We start from the raw sequence: 18,775 nt of genomic DNA, 5'->3' as shown, positions 1-18,775 counted from the left end.
GGTTAACTGGAGAAGCCAGGCGTGCCAATTCTGCTGAAATAGCTACCGAAACGTTCTACCAAAGATGGTACAAAGAGCGGAGATAGAGATGCGAACCTTAAAGTAGGCAAAACGCTCATTGCTTCTGCTGTAGGTAGAGATTTGATGTTGTGGAATTGCACCATCCACGGCCCATGAGCATTTCCCTCGTTGTCTCGAAGAGGGAAAAGAAAGTGTTGTTTTGGTGAGCCTTCATGTTGGATTATTCTATTTTTGTCTTTGTCTTTGGTTTCAGTCCAGACTTTGATATGTTCAACGCAACGCGCTAACAGAATAGTATCCACTTTTTTTGGATTGGCCAGATCGCATCGTGGACTGACAATAATCCACTTCTCTCCATCGATGGTTACTAGATCACCAGTGTCTAGCCGATCCTTTAGTGGAGGCATAAAATAAGCCTCTTCTGGATGAGCCATGTCCTCATCAGCACTTAGCAATGCATCGTGTACATGAGCCAAAATATGACGGGCGACAGGTTTGGAGATGTCTTCCCCGGAGGTTTTAGCACCATCAGTCCAAAATTTCCATCGTTGCCAAATTTGACTAAAGAAGACGCGCGCTGTTTCACCTCTGAAGGCAATTTCAGTTTCTCTTATACCCAAAAATACGCTTTTATTTTCCTCTATCCACTCTAGGACTTTGTGTTGGCCGTTGCTTTTGTCAATGACTTTAACGAAATATTTTGAGAAGTCTTCAGCCTCTTGTATTTGACCTGTATAAATTACTACCCCAATGGGCTGGGATGAGACAATGAATTTTACTATTTTATTGCCTTCAGAGTTTAACTCGGCTGCCTCGCCTTCTCCCCTTAAGCCTAAGTCTACTATGACTGCATCGAAGCGCCTGGCTTCAAGAAGAGCTTCACTTGCAGCTATAGAAGTTGCTGTAACGAAATCAATTCCAAAACCCTGTTTTTCCTTGTCATGGTTGTGTCTTTCGAAAACACGTCCCCATGAGTCGATCATGGATTGTTCGTCTTCTATTATTAATAGGTATAACGTAGGTAATTTGAGCTCAGTCATTTTTGATCGCTACCATTTCAATTATAAAGGTCGTTTCTTCTGCGGAGTCATCGAATGCAAGGTCAGCCTTGCTAGCTCTAAGTGCTTCGCGAGCGATAGCGAGTCCAATACCTGATCCTTCAGGCTTTAAAGAAAAGCCAGCATTGAAAAGCTTGGGTATGTAGCGCTCATCAATCGTTGGGCCATTATTAGAAACCAATATTTGTAAATACTTATCTTGTTCTTTTGTCTGGATTGTGATGGTTCTATTGTCAGATGTTGATGTTGATAGCCAGTGTGTAGCGTTGTCTAGAAGATTAAGTAATGCAGCCATAAGGTCGCCGTCATGGCCTAAAAAAAATAAATTCTTGCTTGCTGGGTCGAACTTTACATTGATTTTTTCAGTTTTGAAATCTTTGGTGAATAGCTTTAGACAGCGATTAATTGTTCCAACAATATCTTGTTTGCTAGGAGCACCTCTTTTTTTTCCTGATACAGGATTTAAGGACTTAAACAACGAACTTAAACCTCCTGCGGAGCTTAGGATGTTTTTAGCATTCTCAGGAAGGTTTGCTCGGATATACTCACCGAAAGTACTTTCTTCAAGTAGTCTGGGAGAGTCCTTGACGATTTCTTCCGACCTGGTAGATATGTCAGATAAATATCTTCTACCGTCATGTAATACCTGCGTTATCACTAGGCCTAGAGATGAGTGTGAAATTAATGCTTGCTGATACGTCTCTAGATCCTCGATTGCAGTTTTAAGAGCTGTGGTTTCCTTAATAAACGCCTTTTCAATCTTGTCTCTGTAGATCGTAGGTAACTCTGCAATTGCTTTAGCTGTAGCCTCCATTGTGGAGCTACTATGAACGTTGTTTGTACTGCCAATAGGTTTTCTACTTAGTCCGGCTCGTTCTCGAAAATCTTGACGAATCGATTCAATATGAGAAAGTAGCTCTGCTATTTGCCGTTTTAGTCTTGCGAAGGCGCCATTATGTTCCAGTCCCTCTCGACTGCTTCGCTCGATTAAACCAGATAAATTTTCATCATCTATTGTAACAATGCCAGCGAGTTGATTTAAACCCAGCTTTTTTGATGGGTTTTGAACGCGCATACGCTCCAATTCAAGCCAATCTGTTTCCGCATCGCCATAGGGTCTAATTCTGAACCCATCGCGATATATTCCGACGCCTATATTTTCATTAAGGAGTTTTCTTGACTCCATGCGCCCCATAGCACCAAATCCTAGGCCTTGGAACAAGCTTTGTATCGCATCGCTCTCTCTGTCGTAGATGTTGAGTCGTATTTTTACGGGGCCACAGCTGTCTTCTTCTGGATACAGCTTGCTCGCTGGCAAGTGTAGGGGATGTTGTACCCGGTCTCCTCTATCATTTAAAAATGTACCAATGAATCCACCGTCGGCGGAAAACTCTCCTTCAAGTTTGTAATGAAAAAGGCTCTCTATGGATAGGGGGGTTATCACCTGTTCTGGACTGCGAGGTGAGTTTTTTTCGAATGGGTTGAGTAGTAGGTCGTGACCGTCGAAATTGTGTGTGTCTTTGTTAAAAGCGCTGATATCTAAAAATATTTTAAAGTCGGAATCTTGAGAGGAAAGGGGGGATGCCATTCTTCTAAGTTCCTTGATTAGATTTTCAAGTTTTTTCTGGGACCAAGTATCTTTCAGCTCGCTAATTGTTAAAGTGACGCCGGGTTTCTCTGCAGCAATGGTGGGTGTTATTTCTATATCAACTTCATCAAGATATTTTGCTTGTTCGAATTGCTGCCAATCAACTTTCATTAATGATGTTTCGAGAGTGTGATCAGCTGTTAAGGTGGTGCTTTCTAACTCGAGGCGCTTTCCTAGTCTAGCAGTAGCAAAGCGACCGACACCTTTTGCTCCGAGCATTTTCCTGTGTTTTATTGGGCTTGTTTTTCGTGTTACTTTGTCACTTGTCGCAGGTTCCAGCCACTTATCTAAGAGATCATTTGAGGTCATTCCGTGACCAGCATCGGAAACTATTATCCAGCTGGGCTCATTTTCCCAGTCCCCATTTTGTGGCGGGATAATTTTTATTTTTACGTATGGAGAGTCGGCGTCATAAGCATTTTTAACCAGCTCGATAAGTGCTGCTTCTGGCCCGCTTATAAGCTGATCGCCAATAGTTCTTACTATTCGCGCCCTAGGTCGTAGCTTAGCCATACGTCTCTCCTTGTTAGGCTAAAAAAATATGATGATGACAGTAAGCTACTATTGGTTGGTAGAGGCTGTCCAGCAAGGAATCGTAGCTTTGATTTTTCGTTTGCCATACCGCGCTTCGGATACCTACATCGGGCGTCAACTCGCTGCTTTGGCTTATTTGGGAGTAAAAAAAACTGCCTTTCGGCAGTTTTTTGATCAATCCCAGCTCAGCGCCCCACCCGTCTGATACTCAATCACTCGCGTCTCAAAGAAGTTCTTCTCTTTCTTCAAGTCCATGATCTCGCTCATCCAAGGGAACGGGTTAGTCGTGCCTGGATACTCTTCTTTCAGACCAATCTGCGACAGGCGACGGTTAGCGATGAACTTGAGGTAGTCCTCCATCATCGCCGCGTTCATGCCCAACACGCCGCGAGGCATGGTGTCGCGGGCGTATTCGATCTCCAGCTGCGTACCCTGCAGGATCATCTGGGTCGCTTCTTCCTTCATCTCGGCATCCCACAGGTGCGGGTTTTCGATTTTGATCTGGTTGATCACGTCGATGCCGAAGTTCAGGTGCATGGATTCGTCGCGCAGGATGTACTGGAACTGCTCGGCGACGCCGGTCATTTTGTTGCGGCGGCCCATGGAGAGGATCTGGGTGAAGCCGCAGTAGAAGAAGATGCCTTCCAGGACGCAGTAGTAGGCGATCAGGTTGCGCAGCAGCTCTTTGTCGGTGTCCGGGGTGCCGGTTTCGAACTTCGGATCGGAGATCGAACGGGTGTATTTCAGGCCCCAGGCGGCTTTTTTCGCGACCGATGGGATCTCGTGGTACATGTTGAAGATTTCACCTTCGTCCATGGCCAGCGATTCGATGCAGTACTGGTAGGCGTGGGTGTGGATCGCCTCTTCGAAGGCCTGGCGCAGGATGTACTGGCGGCATTCCGGGTTGGTGATCAGGCGGTACACGGCTAGGACCAGGTTGTTGGCGACCAGGGAGTCAGCGGTGGAGAAGAAGCCCAGGTTGCGCATCACGATGCGGCGTTCGTCGTCGGTCAGGCCTTCCGGGTTTTTCCAGAGGGCGATGTCGGCGGTCATGTTGACTTCTTGCGGCATCCAGTGGTTTGCGCAGCCGTCCAGGTACTTCTGCCAGGCCCAGTCGTATTTGAAAGGTACGAGCTGGTTGAGGTCGGCGCGGCAGTTGATCATGCGCTTTTCATCGACGGCGACACGGGCGGAGGCGCCTTCGAGTTCGGCGAGGCCTTCGGCGACATCGAGTTTGTCGAGGGCGGCCTTGGCGCGAATGATCGCGGCCGAGTCGTTGGCCGTCACGGCCCGGGCTTCGAGGGCGGCGGCACCGCCGGCGCTGTCGAGGCGGTCCATGTTGGCTTCAGAAGCGTGGCCGGCGTTGGCGCCTTTTACAGCAACTTCGCCGTCTTCTTTGTCGAATTCGTCCCAGCTCAGCATGACGTGTCGTCTCCTGCGTGAGGGCCAGATGCCCGATGAAGGCCTACTGGCCGCGGTGGATCTTGAAAAATCGTTTGTTGCAGCAGCTGACGCAGGCAATAAACAGAAAAATGTACGGGTCGTTCCGAAGCGGCGCAGAACGCCGGGAGGCATTTGGCGCTGGCGTGGGCTTCAGGCAGCCTTGATCCCCTGTAAGGGAATATTGCAGGCCCGTTTGAGGCGGCATTATAAGGACTTTTTTGCCTACGTGCTGCGGCGAAATGGCTCACAGAAGGCGTCGCGAAGGGCATATCTGCGTGGGAGCGAGTATTTACAAGGCTTTGGCCGCCGAAGATTTTTTTTGCCTGGGTCGAACGGCGGTTGGTTTTGATCAAAAAACGAGCGTTTTTTGTGGTTTTGCACTACATGTTGTGTTTTCGGAGGGTTTTCAGCGGTTTCAGACACAACCAGGCCCGATCGAAACCGGGCCGTGGAAAATGCCAGTAATGATCAATCGGTACGGGCCGAACCGGTGCGGTCGTTGCCATCGGCTGCGACCGTGGTCGGGTCGGTGTGGTTGTGATCGTCGGTGGCGACCGTGGCAGCATCCGTGGGGTTGTAGCGGTCGGTGGCGGCGGCGGAACCGGTGCGATCGAAACCGTCGGCGGCGAAGCTATTGGCGGCCAGTATGGACAGGGCCAAGGCGAAGAACAGTTTGCTTTTCATGGTGGTTGCTCCTGGTTCGTTCGAAGTCGATCAGCCGTTGGAGCAGCCGTTGCCCATGACGCTGTAGCGCAGGATATGGCGCTGGCCCTTGGAGTCGTCGTATTCCATCTTCGCTGGCACTACTTCGCAGACATTGGGGATGTCGCTCATGGAAATGACTTTGGCGATATCCAGGTGGGTGGAGTAGGTGTACTCCTCAATGGCGGGTTTTTGCTGTGCGACATCGGTCGGGACCTCGTCTGCCATCGCGCTGGCGCAAAGGCTGCCGAGGACCAGAACCCATAAAGCTTTCATCTAATTCACCTTTCTTCAGGTCGAGTGGGGTCACGCAACCTTTTTGGGGTTGCGTGTGGAACGTGTATTGGAAGTTGGATTAACGGCCTTCGTGGGGGCTGTGTTGCGTTAATCGTGTTTGCCGGTTGGCGAGATGAATTTTAGGGAGTGGGGCTGGGCGCAAAAAGCCTTGGTTTTGATAAACACTGTTGGTTGATCTGGTAATAATCGCTGCAGGTGGTGGGGTTGTCTGTGGCATCTATGTTGGAGGTGCTGCCGTCATCGCGAGCAAGCTCGCTCCCACATTGGATCTGTGGTGTAGGACAAACTGTGGGAGGGGGGCTTGCTCCCACACAGGGAAAAGCCTGGCGGGAGGGGGTTTCAGGTTAGTACCGACATTTTGTAGGGACTTGTTACTACCATCGTCGAATGGTTCTATAGGCCCGCCCCGGGCTACAACGGGACCATACAAAAACAACTATTCACCGAGGTAAGAAAGATGAGTGCGGCTTCTGTGTATCCCGTTCGTCCCGAGGTTGCGGCCAATACGCTGACTGACGAGGCGACCTACAAGGCCATGTACCAGCAGTCGGTCGTCAACCCGGACGGCTTCTGGCGCGAGCAGGCCAAGCGCCTCGATTGGATCAAGCCTTTCACCACGGTGAAGCAGACCTCCTTCGACGATCACCATGTCGATATCAAGTGGTTCGCCGACGGCACCTTGAACGTGTCCTACAACTGCCTCGACCGTCACCTGGCCGAGCGCGGCGATCAAATTGCGATTATCTGGGAGGGTGATGACCCGTCCGAGAGCCGCAACATCACCTATCGCGAACTGCACGAAGAAGTCTGCAGGTTCGCCAACGCCCTGCGTGGCCAGGACGTGCATCGCGGCGACGTGGTGACCATCTACATGCCGATGATCCCTGAGGCTGTGGTCGCGATGCTTGCCTGCGCCCGGATCGGTGCGATTCACTCGGTGGTGTTCGGCGGTTTCTCCCCTGAAGCACTGGCGGGGCGGATCATCGACTGCAAATCCAAAGTGGTGATCACCGCCGACGAAGGCGTTCGCGCCGGCAAGAAGATCCCGCTCAAGGCCAACGTCGATGACGCGTTGACCAACCCGGAAACCAGCAGCATCCAGAAAGTCATCGTGTGCAAGCGCACCGGTGGTGGCATCAAGTGGAACCAGCACCGCGACATCTGGTACGAAGACCTGATGAAAGTGGCCGGCACCGTTTGCGCACCGAAGGAAATGGGCGCCGAGGAAGCGCTGTTCATCCTCTACACCTCCGGTTCCACCGGCAAGCCCAAGGGCGTGCAGCACACCACCGCAGGCTACCTGTTGTATGCAGCGTTGACCCATGAGCGCGTGTTCGACTACAAGCCAGGCGAGGTCTACTGGTGCACCGCCGACGTGGGTTGGGTCACCGGCCACAGCTATATCGTCTACGGCCCGCTGGCCAACGGTGCGACCACGCTGCTGTTCGAAGGCGTGCCGAACTACCCGGACATCACCCGGGTGGCCAAGGTCATCGACAAGCACAAGGTCAATATCCTCTACACCGCGCCAACCGCCATCCGCGCGATGATGGCCTCGGGCACCGCCGCCGTCGAAGGCGCCGATGGCAGCAGCCTGCGCCTGTTGGGTTCGGTGGGCGAGCCGATCAACCCGGAAGCCTGGGACTGGTACTACAAGAATGTCGGCAAGGAACGTTGCCCGATCGTCGACACCTGGTGGCAGACCGAGACCGGTGGCGTGCTGATCAGCCCATTGCCAGGCGCCACGGCGTTGAAGCCGGGTTCGGCTACTCGCCCGTTCTTTGGTGTGGTGCCGGCGCTGGTGGACAACCTCGGCAACCTGATCGAAGGCGCCGCCGAAGGCAACCTGGTGATCCTCGATTCGTGGCCAGGCCAGGCGCGTACGCTGTACGGCGATCATGACCGCTTTGTCGACACCTACTTCAAGACCTTCAGTGGCATGTACTTCACCGGTGACGGCGCCCGTCGCGACGAGGATGGTTACTACTGGATCACCGGTCGAGTGGATGACGTGCTCAACGTGTCCGGCCACCGCATGGGTACGGCCGAGATCGAGAGCGCCATGGTCGCCCACCCGAAAGTCGCCGAAGCGGCGGTGGTGGGTGTGCCGCACGACATCAAGGGGCAGGGCATCTATGTCTACGTCACCCTCAATGCCGGCGAAGAAACCAGCGAGGCCCTGCGCCTGGAACTGAAGAACTGGGTGCGCAAGGAGATCGGTCCGATTGCGTCGCCGGATGTGATCCAGTGGGCACCAGGGCTGCCGAAGACCCGTTCCGGCAAGATCATGCGCCGCATCCTGCGCAAGATCGCCACGGCGGAGTACGACGGGTTGGGTGATATCTCCACCCTGGCCGACCCGGGTGTGGTGGCGCACTTGATCGAGACACACAAGACCATGAACGTTGCCTGACGGCGGTTTGTGACCTCAAGAAGCCCCGCCTGGCATTTGCCTGGCGGGGCTTTTTTGTGCGCGTCATATAGCCCTTGTGGTGAGGGGATTTATCCCCGCTGGGCTGCGAAGCAGCCCCAAGATCCTCAACTCATTCTTCCTGATACACCGAGTTGCCTGGTTTTAGGGGCTGCTTCGCAGCCCAACGGGGATAAATCCCCTCGCCACAGGTTGGGGGGGCGAAAGGCCGCGGTGCCTGGCTTGGGGCTGCTTTGCAGCCCAACGGGGATAAATCCCCTCGCCACAGGTTGGGTGTTCGAAAGGCCGGGGTGCCTGGTTTTAGGGCTGCTTCGCAGCCCAGCGGGGATAAATCCCCTCGCCACAGGTTGGGTGTTCGAAAGACCGGGGTGCCTGGCTTTGGGGCTGCTTCGCAGCCCAGCGGGGATAAATCCCCTCGCCACAGGTTGGGGGTTCGAAAGGCCGCGGTGCCTGGCTTGGGGCTGCTTCGCAGCCCAGCGGGAGCAAGCTCCCTCGCCACGGGTTCGGCGAATGAATAAATATCGGCGTTTGAAGTGGGAGGTGTCTGAACGTTACCGGTGTTTCGAAATGTGTAACCAAAGGCGCCACAACGGGGCGATGTGAAACGCGAAGCCCCGGCATAGGGCGGCTTCGGGCGTTCTGGAAAATAAGCCGACACGCTGTGCTTGCCGGATTAGAAGGGTTTGCGAATAATGGGCCCGCTATTTGCAGCATAGATCGGTTTCCCTTCTTTTGCTCTTGCATGAATTTGCGGGGCTGTCAATATGCTCGAACCGCTTTCTCGGTGCTTCTGTAATTTGTTGTCGCATTGAAGAAATATCGGCTTCGGGCCTGTCGTTAGAATGCCGATCACTCGCTCGTCGTGGCTCGCGTCGAATAAACCGTGAGCTTCCCAGGACGCAGCACCCACGTTCGTTCCACCCATTCGCATATTGGGCTGTTGCTCACTCTGCCGTTTTTGCCCTTTACCGATGGAGTCCCAAGATGAAGAAACTTGTGCTGCTTGGCGCCCTGGCACTGTCCGTGCTGTCCCTGCCGACCTTCGCTGATGAGAAACCCCTGAAGATTGGTATCGAAGCGGCTTACCCTCCGTTCGCCTCGAAAGCCCCGGATGGCAGCATCGTCGGTTTCGACTACGACATCGGCAATGCGCTGTGCGAAGAAATGAAGGTCAAGTGCGTATGGGTCGAGCAGGAGTTCGACGGCCTGATACCGGCGCTGAAGGTGCGCAAGATCGACGCGATCCTGTCGTCCATGTCCATCACTGAAGATCGCAAGAAGTCCGTTGATTTCACCAACAAGTACTACAACACCCCGGCCCGTCTGGTGATGAAGGCCGGTACCCAGGTCAGCGACAACCTGGCCGAGCTCAAGGGCAAGAACATCGGCGTGCAGCGCGGTTCGATCCACGAGCGTTTCGCCCGTGAAGTCCTGGCCCCGCTGGGTGCCGAGATCAAGCCGTACGGTTCGCAGAACGAAATCTACCTGGACGTCGCCGCCGGCCGCCTCGACGGCACCGTGGCAGACGCTACCCTGTTGGATGACGGCTTCCTCAAGACCGATGCCGGCAAGGGCTTCGCATTCGTAGGTCCAGCCTTCACCGACGAGAAATACTTCGGCGACGGCATCGGTATCGCGGTTCGCAAGGGCGATGCGCTGAAAGACAAGATCAATGGCGCGATCACCGCCATCCGCGAGAACGGCAAATACAAGCAAATCCAGGACAAATACTTCGCCTTCGACATCTACGGCAAGTAACGACGTCCCGCCACTCGTGCGAAATGGCGCAAGCAACAGGATCTCTGCGGTTTGCGCCATTTTTTCATCCCACTTTCGAGGACCTGAATCATGTTGAAAGGCTACGGGGCTGTCATCCTCGATGGCGCATGGTTGACGCTTGAGCTCGCCTTGTCGTCCATGGCCCTGGCCATCGTCCTGGGTCTGATCGGCGTTGCGTTGCGCCTTTCTCCGGTGCGCTGGCTGGCGTGGCTGGGCGACCTGTATTCCACGGTCATTCGCGGCATTCCCGACCTGGTGCTGATCCTGCTGATTTTCTACGGCGGCCAGGACTTGCTCAATCGCGTGGCGCCGATGCTCGGCTATGACGACTACATCGACCTGAACCCCCTGGCAGCCGGTATCGGCACCCTGGGCTTCATCTTCGGTGCGTACCTGTCGGAGACCTTTCGCGGTGCATTCATGGCGATTCCCAAGGGCCAGGCCGAGGCGGGCATGGCGTACGGCATGAGCGGCTTCCAGGTGTTCTTCCGGGTGCTGGTGCCGCAGATGATCCGCCTGGCGATTCCGGGCTTCACTAACAACTGGCTGGTATTGACCAAGGCCACCGCGCTGATTTCCGTGGTGGGCCTGCAAGACATGATGTTCAAGGCCAAGCAGGCGGCGGATGCTACTCGCGAGCCTTTTACCTTCTTCCTCGCAGTGGCGGCGATGTACCTGGTGATCACCAGTGTCTCGTTGCTGGCGTTGCGTCACCTTGAGAAGCGCTACTCGGTAGGCGTAAGGGCGGCTGATCTATGATCTTCGACTACAACGTCATCTATGAAGCCTTGCCGCTGTATTTCAGTGGCTTGCTGACCACCCTCAAATTGTTGGCCCTGTCGCTGTTCTTCGGCCTGCTGGCGGCGTTGCCCCTAGGGCTGATGCGGGTGTCCAAGCAGCCGATCGTCAACATGACGGCCTGGCTCTACACCTACGTGATCCGCGGCACGCCGATGCTGGTGCAGCTGTTCCTGATCTATTACGGACTGGCGCAGTTCGCGATCGTGCGCGAAAGCTTCCTCTGGCCGTGGTTGTCCAGCGCGACGTTCTGTGCGTGCCTGGCGTTTGCCATCAACACCAGCGCCTACACCGCCGAAATCATCGCCGGCAGCCTGCGGGCCACGCCCAATGGTGAGATCGAAGCGGCCAAGGCCATGGGCATGTCGCGCTACAAGCTGTATCGCCGGATCCTGCTGCCGTCGGCCTTGCGTCGGGCGCTGCCGCAATACAGCAACGAAGTGATCATGATGTTGCAGACCACCAGCCTGGCATCCATCGTGACCCTGATCGACATCACCGGCGCGGCGCGCACGGTGAATGCGCAGTATTACTTGCCGTTCGAGGCCTACATCACGGCCGGCGCTTTCTACCTATGCCTGACCTTCATTCTGGTGCGCCTGTTCAAACTGGCCGAGCGCCGCTGGCTGGGTTACCTGGCCCCGCGCAAGCACTGATAACGCATCGATCCGATCGACTGCTCAACGACTGACGTTTTGTGAGAACCGACCGCATGTACAAGCTTGAAGTCCAAGACCTGCATAAACGCTATGGCAGTCACGAAGTGCTCAAGGGCGTGTCCCTGAAGGCCGCCGCTGGCGATGTGATCAGCATCATCGGCTCCAGTGGCTCCGGCAAGAGTACTTTCCTGCGTTGCATCAACCTGCTCGAGCAGCCCCATGCCGGCAAGATTCTGCTCAACAACGAAGAGCTGAAACTGGTCGCCGGCAAGGATGGCGCCATGAAGGCCGCGGACCCCAAGCAACTGCAGCGCATGCGTTCGCGGCTGTCGATGGTGTTCCAGCATTTCAACCTGTGGTCCCACATGACCGCGCTGGAAAACATCATGGAGGCGCCCGTGCACGTACTGGGCGTGGCCAAGGCTGAAGCGCGGGAGAAGGCCGAGCACTACCTGAACAAGGTCGGCGTGGCCCATCGCAAGGATGCCTACCCGGGCCACATGTCCGGCGGCGAGCAGCAGCGCGTGGCGATTGCCCGTGCGCTGGCGATGGAGCCTGAGGTGATGCTGTTCGACGAACCGACTTCGGCGCTGGATCCGGAACTGGTAGGCGACGTGCTCAAGGTGATGCAGGCCCTGGCCCTGGAAGGTCGGACCATGGTGGTGGTGACCCACGAAATGGGCTTTGCCCGCGAGGTCTCGAACCAACTGGTGTTCCTGCACAAGGGCATCGTCGAAGAAAGCGGCAACCCCCGTGAAGTGCTGGTCAATCCGCAATCGGAGCGCCTGCAACAATTTCTTTCGGGCAGCCTCAAGTAATCGCTCCCGTTTCGCACCTGTTTTGGGTCATGCTGCGCTCCGCGCGCCAGATGGTCTAATTTGGTTGCAGCCGCTTTTGGCTTTAACACTGTTTTCGCTTCGGATCGCCCGCCATGACTGCCCATCGAATTGGTTTCCTGATTTGGCCCAGCACTAAAGCCTTGACGCTGGCGCTGGCCGAGGAGGCCTTGCGTGTCGCTCAGCGGGTGCATCCGGATGTGGTCTACGAGCTGTCGTTCTTGCAGGCCGAGCCGCCGGCCGCCGGCGCCTGGCAATTGCCGGGCGAGCCTTGGGCCGGCAAGCTCGAGGGGTTCCAGAAGCTGTTCCTGCTGGCCGATGAGCCGCCGACCGCCCTGGCCTCGCCCCTGAGCAGCGCCCTCAAGCAACTGGTGCGTGCCGGTTGCGTGATCGGTGGTTTGTCGGCGGGTGTCTATCCCTTGGCCCAGTTGGGTTTGCTCGACGGTTACCGTGCCGCTGTGCATTGGCGTTGGCAGGATGACTTCTCCGAACGTTTCCCCAAGGTCATCGCCACCAGCCATCTGTTTGACTGGGATCGCGATCGCCTGAGCGCTTGCGGCGGCATGTCGGTGCTGGACCTGTTGCTGGCGGTCCTGGCCCGGGATCACGGTGCGGAACTGGCTGGCGCGGTGTCGGAAGAGTTGGTGGTCGAGCGCATTCGTGAAGGTGGCGAGCGCCAGCGCATCCCGTTGCAGAACCGCCTCGGTTCCAGCCATCCAAAGCTCACCCAGGCAGTGCTGCTGATGGAGGCCAACATCGAAGAGCCGCTGACCACCGACGAAATCGCCCAGCATGTGTGCGTGTCTCGCCGGCAACTGGAGCGGATCTTCAAGCAATACCTCAACCGCGTGCCCAGCCAGTATTACCTGGAGCTGCGCCTGAACAAGGCTCGGCAGATGTTGATGCAGACCAGCAAATCCATCATCCAGATCGGCCTGTCCTGCGGTTTCTCCTCGGGGCCGCACTTTTCCAGCGCCTACCGCAACTTCTTCGGCGCCACGCCGCGGGAAGATCGCAACCAGCGGCGCAGCAGCAGCCCGTTCGAATTGTCCTCGGTGCCTTCCGAGCGCGGCTAGGCTGGCACAACATCTGTGGCTAGGGCAGGCACGAGTCCCTGTGGCTAGGCTGGCACAACATCTGTGGTTGGGGCAGACACAACACTCTGTGGCGAGGGGATTTATCCCCGCTGGGCTGCGAAGCGGCCCCAAGACAGTCAATGCAATCTATCTGGCACCCCGAGTTGCCTGGCTTTGGGGTCGCTTCGCAACCCAGCGGGGATGAATCCCCTCGCCACAGGGGGGGGGGGCAGCAAGTAGGGGAAATGTGATTGTCGCTGCCTCAAACCTCGCGCCAACGTTTAAACTGCGCCTTTGCGACGCTATTTGTCGCATTGCCGTAAACCCGCGCAAAACGTGGGTTGGCGCTATAAGAAGTTGTCGCTTGGCGGCAAGGCCGGGCTGAAAACTGTCCTTACAATCCTTACCAAGCCCGCCAGTTCCAGGCGGGTGTTCCTCATCAGGAGACTCCGATGTCCGTTGAGCAAGCCGCGGTACAACGCGCCGATTTCGACCAGGTTATGGTTCCCAACTATGCACCTGCTGCCTTCATACCTGTGCGTGGTGCCGGTTCCCGCGTATGGGACCAATCCGGTCGTGAGTTGATCGACTTTGCTGGCGGTATTGCAGTCAACGTACTGGGCCACGCCCACCCGGCGCTGGTCGGCGCACTGACCGAACAGGCCAACAAGCTGTGGCACGTCTCCAACGTCTTCACCAATGAGCCGGCCCTGCGCCTGGCCCACAAGCTGGTCAACGCGACGTTTGCCGAGCGTGCGTTTTTCTGCAACTCCGGCGCCGAAGCCAACGAGGCCGCCTTCAAGCTGGCCCGTCGTGTTGCGTTCGATCGTTTCGGCAGCGAAAAATACGAAATCATCGCCGCGCTCAATAGCTTCCACGGTCGCACCCTGTTCACCGTCAACGTCGGCGGGCAGTCGAAGTACTCCGACGGTTTCGGGCCTAAAATTACCGGCATCACCCACGTTCCTTATAACGACCTGGCCGCATTGAAGGCCGCCATCTCGGACAAGACCTGCGCCGTGGTGCTGGAGCCGATCCAGGGCGAGGGCGGCGTGCTGCCGGCCGAGCAGGCCTACCTGCAAGGCGCCCGCGACCTGTGCGATGCCCACGACGCGCTGCTGGTGTTCGACGAAGTGCAGACCGGCATGGGCCGCAGCGGTCATCTGTTCGCCTACATGCATTACGGCGTGGTCCCGGACATCCTCACCAGCGCCAAGAGCCTGGGCGGTGGTTTCCCGATTGCGGCGATGCTCACCACCGAAGCCCTGGCCAAGCACCTGGTCGTCGGCACCCATGGCACCACCTACGGCGGCAACCCGCTGGCTTGCGCGGTGGCCGAGGCGGTGATCGATGTGGTCAATACCCCTGAGGTGCTCGGTGGTGTCAAAACCAAGCACGCCAAGTTCAAGGCGCGCCTGGAGCAGATCGGCGAGAAGTACGGCCTGTTCACCCAAGTGCGTGGCCTGGGCCTGCTGATCGGCTGCGTGCTGAACGATGCCTGGAAAGGCAAGGCCAAGGACATCTTCAACGCCGCCGAACAGGAAGGCCTGATGATCCTGCAAGCCGGCCCGGACGTGATTCGTTTCGCCCCGAGCCTGGTAGTGGAAGATGCCGACATCGACGCCGGCCTGGACCGCTTCGAGCGGGCCGCGGCGAAGCTGACCCAGGCCTGATCCCTTAGGGCCGGACAGGATCCAAATGTGGGAGCGGGCTTGCCCGCGAAGGCGATCGATCAGTCAACATCTTCGTTGAAAGTGATGGCCTCTTCGCGAGCAAGCCCGCTCCCACGCTTGAACGGATGCGGTAGTCGGTCCGGTATTTTTTTCATGTATCGACCCTTATGGTCGAACCCTTTATTTCAAGTTAAGGAGTGACACCATGCTGGTGATGCGCCCCGCGCAAATGGCGGATCTGGGCGAGGTACAGCGTCTGGCTGCGGACAGTCCGATCGGTGTCACTTCCTTGCCGGATGATGTGGAGCGCCTGAGCGACAAGATCGCCGCAAGCGAAGCCTCGTTTGCCGCCGAAGTCAGCTTCAACGGTGAAGAGAGCTATTTCTTCGTCCTTGAAGACACCACGACCGGCAAACTGGCGGGCTGTTCGGCCATCGTCGCGTCGGCCGGTTATTCCGAGCCGTTCTACAGCTTTCGCAACGAGACCTTCGTTCACGCCTCCCGTGAGCTGAAGATCCACAACAAGATCCACGTGCTTTCCCAATGCCACGACCTGACCGGTAACAGCCTGCTGACCAGTTTCTACGTGGTGCCGGAGCTGGTGGGCTCGCCATGGTCGGAACTCAACTCGCGGGGGCGGCTGCTGTTCGTCGCCAGCCATCCGGAGCGGTTCGCCGATTCGGTGGTGACCGAGATCGTCGGCTACAGCGATGAGAATGGCGACTCGCCGTTCTGGGACGCCATCGGTCGCAACTTCTTCGACCTCAACTACGCCGCCGCCGAGCGCCTGTGCGGGCTGAAGAGCCGTACCTTCCTCGCCGAGCTGATGCCCCATTACCCGATCTACGTGCCGCTGTTGCCGGATGCCGCCCAGGAAGCCATGGGCCAGGTGCATCCGCGGGCGCAGATCACCTTCGACATCCTGATGCGCGAGGGTTTCGAGACCGATCACTACATCGACATCTTCGACGGTGGCCCGACCCTGCATGCCCGCGTCTCGGGCATCCGCTCGATCGCCCAGAGCCGCGTGGTGCCGGTCAAGATCGGTGAACCGGTCAAGGGCGCCGGCCGCCAATACCTGGTGGCCAATGCCCAGTTGCAGGATTACCGCGCCGTGCTGCTCGAACTCGACTACGCGCCGGGCAAACCGGTGACCCTGGATATGGAAGCGGCCGAAGCCTTGGGCGTTGGCGAAGGCGCCAGCGTGCGCCTGGTGGCGGTTTAATGAGTTTCGCGGGTGGCGCAAGCGGCCCGTTTGAGGAGATAGCATGATCGTTCGTCCCGTACGCAGCAGCGATTTACCCGCTCTGATCGCCCTGGCCCGCAGCACGGGCACCGGCCTGACCACCTTGCCGGCCAACGAAGAGCGCCTGGCCCATCGGGTCGGTTGGGCCGAGAAGACCTTTAGCGGCGAAGCCGGGCGCGGTGATGCGGACTACCTGTTCGTGCTCGAAGACGATGACGGTCGCGTGGTGGGCATTTCCGCCATCGCCGGTGCCGTGGGGCTGCGTGAGCCCTGGTACAACTTTCGGGTCGGCCTGACGGTCAGCGCTTCCCAGGAATTGAACATCTATCGGGAAATCCCGACCCTGTTCCTGGCCAACGACCTGACCGGCAATTCCGAGCTGTGCTCGCTGTTCCTCCACGCCGACTACCGCAGTGGCCTCAATGGCCGGATGCTGGCCAAGGCGCGGCTGTTGTTCATCGCCGAGTTCCCGCAGTTGTTCGGCAACAAGATCATTGCCGAGATGCGCGGCATGTCCGACGACAACGGACGTTCGCCGTTCTGGGAAAGCCTGGGCCGGCATTTCTTCAAAATGGAGTTCAGCCAGGCCGATTACCTTACCGGCGTGGGCAACAAGGCGTTCATCGCTGAACTGATGCCCAAATTCCCGCTGTACACCTGTTTCCTGTCCGAAGATGCCCGGGCCGTGATTGGCCAGGTTCATCCGGACACTGAACCGGCCTTGTCGATGCTCAAGAGCGAAGGTTTCAGCTATCAGGGTTACGTCGACATCTTCGACGCCGGCCCGGCGGTGGAGTGCGAAACCGGCAAGATCCGCGCGATTCGCGACAGCCAGGCGCTGGTGCTGGCCATTGGCACGCCGGGCGATGACGCCACGCCGTTCCTCATCCATAACCGCAAGCGCGAAGACTGCCGCATCACCGCTGCACCGGCGCGTTTCGCCGCAGGCACTCTGGTGGTCGATCCGCTGACCGCCAAACGTCTTCAACTCAATGCCGGCGATCAGGTGCGTGCCGTTGCGTTGTCCGCTGCCCGGGAGTCGAAATGATGAAGTCGTTGTACATCGCAGGTAGCTGGCTGGAAGGCCAGGGCGACCTCTTTGAGTCGTTGAACCCAGTGACCCAGCAAGTGTTGTGGTCGGGCAACGGTGCCACGGCGGCGCAAGTGGAATCGGCGGTGCAGGCCGCGCGCCAGGCGTTCCCGGACTGGGCACGGCGCTCGCTGGATGAACGCCTCCAGGTGCTGGAAGCTTTTGCCGCGGCCCTGAAAAGCCACGCTGACGAACTGGCCCAGTGCATCGGTGAAGAAACCGGCAAGCCGTTGTGGGAAGCGGCGACCGAAGTGACCAGCATGGTCAACAAAGTCGCCATTTCGGTGCAGAGCTACCGCGAGCGGACCGGCGAGAAGAGCGGCCCCCTGGGCGACGCCACCGCCGTGTTGCGCCACAAGCCTCACGGCGTGGTGGCGGTCTTCGGCCCCTACAACTTTCCCGGTCACTTGCCCAATGGCCACATCGTGCCAGCGCTGCTTGCCGGCAACAGCGTGTTGTTCAAGCCAAGCGAGCTGACGCCGAAAGTCGCCGAGCTGACAGTCAAGTGCTGGGTCGAGGCCGGTCTGCCGGCGGGTGTGCTGAACCTGCTGCAAGGCGCGCGGGAAACCGGTATCGCCCTGGCGGCGAACCCGGGTATCGACGGGCTGTTCTTCACCGGCTCCAGCCGCACCGGCAATCTGCTGCATCAACAATTTTCCGGGCGCCCGGACAAGATCCTTGCGCTGGAAATGGGCGGTAACAACCCGCTGGTGGTGGATGAGGTGGCGGACGTCGATGCGGCGGTCTACACCATTATCCAGTCCGCCTTCATTTCCGCCGGGCAGCGCTGCACCTGTGCGCGTCGCCTGCTGGTGCCGGAAGGCGCCTGGGGCGATGCCTTGCTGGCGCGCCTGGTGGCGGTCAGCTCGACCCTTGAAGTCGGTGCCTTCGACCAGCAACCGGCACCGTTCATGGGTTCGGTGATTTCCCTGGGCGCGGCGAAGGCGCTGATGGACGCGCAAAACCATTTGCTGGGCAAAGGCGCCGTGCCGCTGTTGGCCATGACCCAGCCGCAGCCCCAGGCGGCCTTGCTGACGCCGGGTATCCTGGATGTGACGGCCGTAGCCGAGCGTCCTGATGAAGAGCTGTTCGGGCCGTTGCTGCAAGTGATCCGCTACACGGACTTCGCCGCGGCCATCACCGAGGCCAACAATACGCAATATGGCCTGGCCGCCGGGTTGCTGTCCGATTCCCAGGCGCGTTACCAGCAATTCTGGCTGCAGAGCCGCGCCGGTATCGTCAACTGGAACAAACAGCTGACCGGTGCCGCCAGCAGCGCCCCGTTCGGCGGTGTCGGTGCCTCGGGCAACCATCGCGCCAGTGCTTATTACGCGGCCGATTATTGCGCGTACCCGGTGGCGTCCCTGGAAACGCCAAGCCTTGTCATGCCGGCTGCCCTGACCCCCGGCGTGAGAATGGTGTGAACCCCGATCGCGAGCAAGCTCGCTCCCACAAGGACAGTGCAAGACCCTGTGGGAGCGAGC

The 18,775-nt window shown here is 57.7% G+C and carries 16 protein-coding genes; 11 read left to right on the top strand and 5 right to left on the bottom strand.

What is annotated here, in order from left to right; translation table 11 throughout:
- Positions 1-2: 2 nt before the first annotated feature.
- The 3 genes from BM317_RS02485 to BM317_RS02475 all read right to left on the bottom strand — a co-directional run bounded on the left by BM317_RS02485 (position 3) and on the right by BM317_RS02475 (position 4,683).
- Complete coding sequence (locus BM317_RS02485; RefSeq protein WP_092472973.1) at positions 3-1,061, bottom strand: response regulator; 1,059 nt, start codon at positions 1,059-1,061, stop codon at positions 3-5.
- A complete protein-coding gene (locus BM317_RS02480; RefSeq protein ID WP_092472971.1) occupies positions 1,054-3,240 on the bottom strand; it encodes a sensor histidine kinase in 2,187 nt (728 codons plus the stop codon). The genes BM317_RS02485 and BM317_RS02480 overlap by 8 nt, the downstream gene beginning before the upstream one ends.
- A 195-nt stretch (positions 3,241-3,435) precedes the next feature.
- Positions 3,436-4,683, bottom strand: coding sequence for a ribonucleotide-diphosphate reductase subunit beta (locus tag BM317_RS02475; protein ID WP_092472969.1), 1,248 nt, complete (start codon positions 4,681-4,683; stop codon positions 3,436-3,438).
- A 28-nt stretch (positions 4,684-4,711) separates the two neighbouring features.
- Between BM317_RS02475 and BM317_RS29800 the strand changes: the two genes are divergently transcribed.
- Complete coding sequence (locus tag BM317_RS29800; RefSeq protein WP_139197865.1) at positions 4,712-5,053, top strand: hypothetical protein; 342 nt, start codon at positions 4,712-4,714, stop codon at positions 5,051-5,053.
- Positions 5,054-5,172: 119 nt separating this feature from the next.
- Here the strand turns inward: BM317_RS29800 and BM317_RS02470 are convergent, their stop codons facing one another.
- Both BM317_RS02470 and BM317_RS02465 read right to left on the bottom strand, forming a co-directional pair.
- Complete coding sequence (locus tag BM317_RS02470) at positions 5,173-5,388, bottom strand: hypothetical protein (protein ID WP_092472967.1); 216 nt, start codon at positions 5,386-5,388, stop codon at positions 5,173-5,175.
- 30 nt (positions 5,389-5,418) lie between these two features.
- Positions 5,419-5,682: a DUF2790 domain-containing protein gene (locus BM317_RS02465; RefSeq protein WP_092472965.1), complete on the bottom strand. Its 264-nt coding sequence runs from the start codon at positions 5,680-5,682 to the stop codon at positions 5,419-5,421.
- Between the two features lie 478 nt (positions 5,683-6,160).
- Between BM317_RS02465 and acs the strand changes: the two genes are divergently transcribed.
- From acs to astD, 10 genes are all read left to right on the top strand, one after another.
- On the top strand, positions 6,161-8,116 hold the full coding sequence (acs, locus tag BM317_RS02460; RefSeq protein ID WP_092169829.1) for an acetate--CoA ligase: 1,956 nt from the start codon (positions 6,161-6,163) through the stop codon (positions 8,114-8,116).
- Between the two features lie 1,002 nt (positions 8,117-9,118).
- Positions 9,119-9,892, top strand: coding sequence for an ABC transporter substrate-binding protein (locus BM317_RS02455; protein WP_072408612.1), 774 nt, complete (start codon positions 9,119-9,121; stop codon positions 9,890-9,892).
- A 90-nt stretch (positions 9,893-9,982) separates the two neighbouring features.
- Positions 9,983-10,672: an ABC transporter permease gene (locus BM317_RS02450; RefSeq protein WP_060741004.1), complete on the top strand. Its 690-nt coding sequence runs from the start codon at positions 9,983-9,985 to the stop codon at positions 10,670-10,672.
- Complete coding sequence (locus BM317_RS02445; protein ID WP_060741005.1) at positions 10,669-11,367, top strand: ABC transporter permease; 699 nt, start codon at positions 10,669-10,671, stop codon at positions 11,365-11,367. The genes BM317_RS02450 and BM317_RS02445 overlap by 4 nt, the downstream gene beginning before the upstream one ends.
- 56 nt (positions 11,368-11,423) lie before the next feature.
- Positions 11,424-12,188, top strand: coding sequence for an ABC transporter ATP-binding protein (locus BM317_RS02440; RefSeq protein WP_053124413.1), 765 nt, complete (start codon positions 11,424-11,426; stop codon positions 12,186-12,188).
- A 113-nt stretch (positions 12,189-12,301) separates the two neighbouring features.
- Positions 12,302-13,282, top strand: coding sequence for a GlxA family transcriptional regulator (locus BM317_RS02435; RefSeq protein WP_060741007.1), 981 nt, complete (start codon positions 12,302-12,304; stop codon positions 13,280-13,282).
- A 452-nt stretch (positions 13,283-13,734) separates the two neighbouring features.
- Positions 13,735-14,955 (top strand): aspartate aminotransferase family protein, encoded by a 1,221-nt coding sequence (locus BM317_RS02430; RefSeq protein ID WP_072346413.1) that lies wholly within the window; start codon positions 13,735-13,737, stop codon positions 14,953-14,955.
- Between the two features lie 205 nt (positions 14,956-15,160).
- Entirely contained in the window at positions 15,161-16,180 is a 1,020-nt protein-coding gene (gene aruF / locus BM317_RS02425) for an arginine/ornithine succinyltransferase subunit alpha (RefSeq protein ID WP_092472963.1), read from the top strand.
- A 43-nt stretch (positions 16,181-16,223) separates the two neighbouring features.
- On the top strand, positions 16,224-17,249 hold the full coding sequence (astA, locus tag BM317_RS02420) for an arginine N-succinyltransferase (protein ID WP_092169841.1): 1,026 nt from the start codon (positions 16,224-16,226) through the stop codon (positions 17,247-17,249).
- Positions 17,246-18,715 (top strand): succinylglutamate-semialdehyde dehydrogenase, encoded by a 1,470-nt coding sequence (astD, locus tag BM317_RS02415; RefSeq protein ID WP_170866242.1) that lies wholly within the window; start codon positions 17,246-17,248, stop codon positions 18,713-18,715. Before astA ends, astD begins: the two co-directional genes overlap by 4 nt.
- The last annotated feature ends 60 nt before the right edge of the window (positions 18,716-18,775 follow it).

It is taken from the genome of Pseudomonas sp. NFACC24-1 (assembly GCF_900115235.1).
Classification (GTDB): domain Bacteria; phylum Pseudomonadota; class Gammaproteobacteria; order Pseudomonadales; family Pseudomonadaceae; genus Aquipseudomonas; species Aquipseudomonas fluorescens_AA.
The sequence above is the reverse complement of the archived record's forward strand: the minus strand, read 5'-3'. Positions and strand labels throughout refer to the sequence as shown.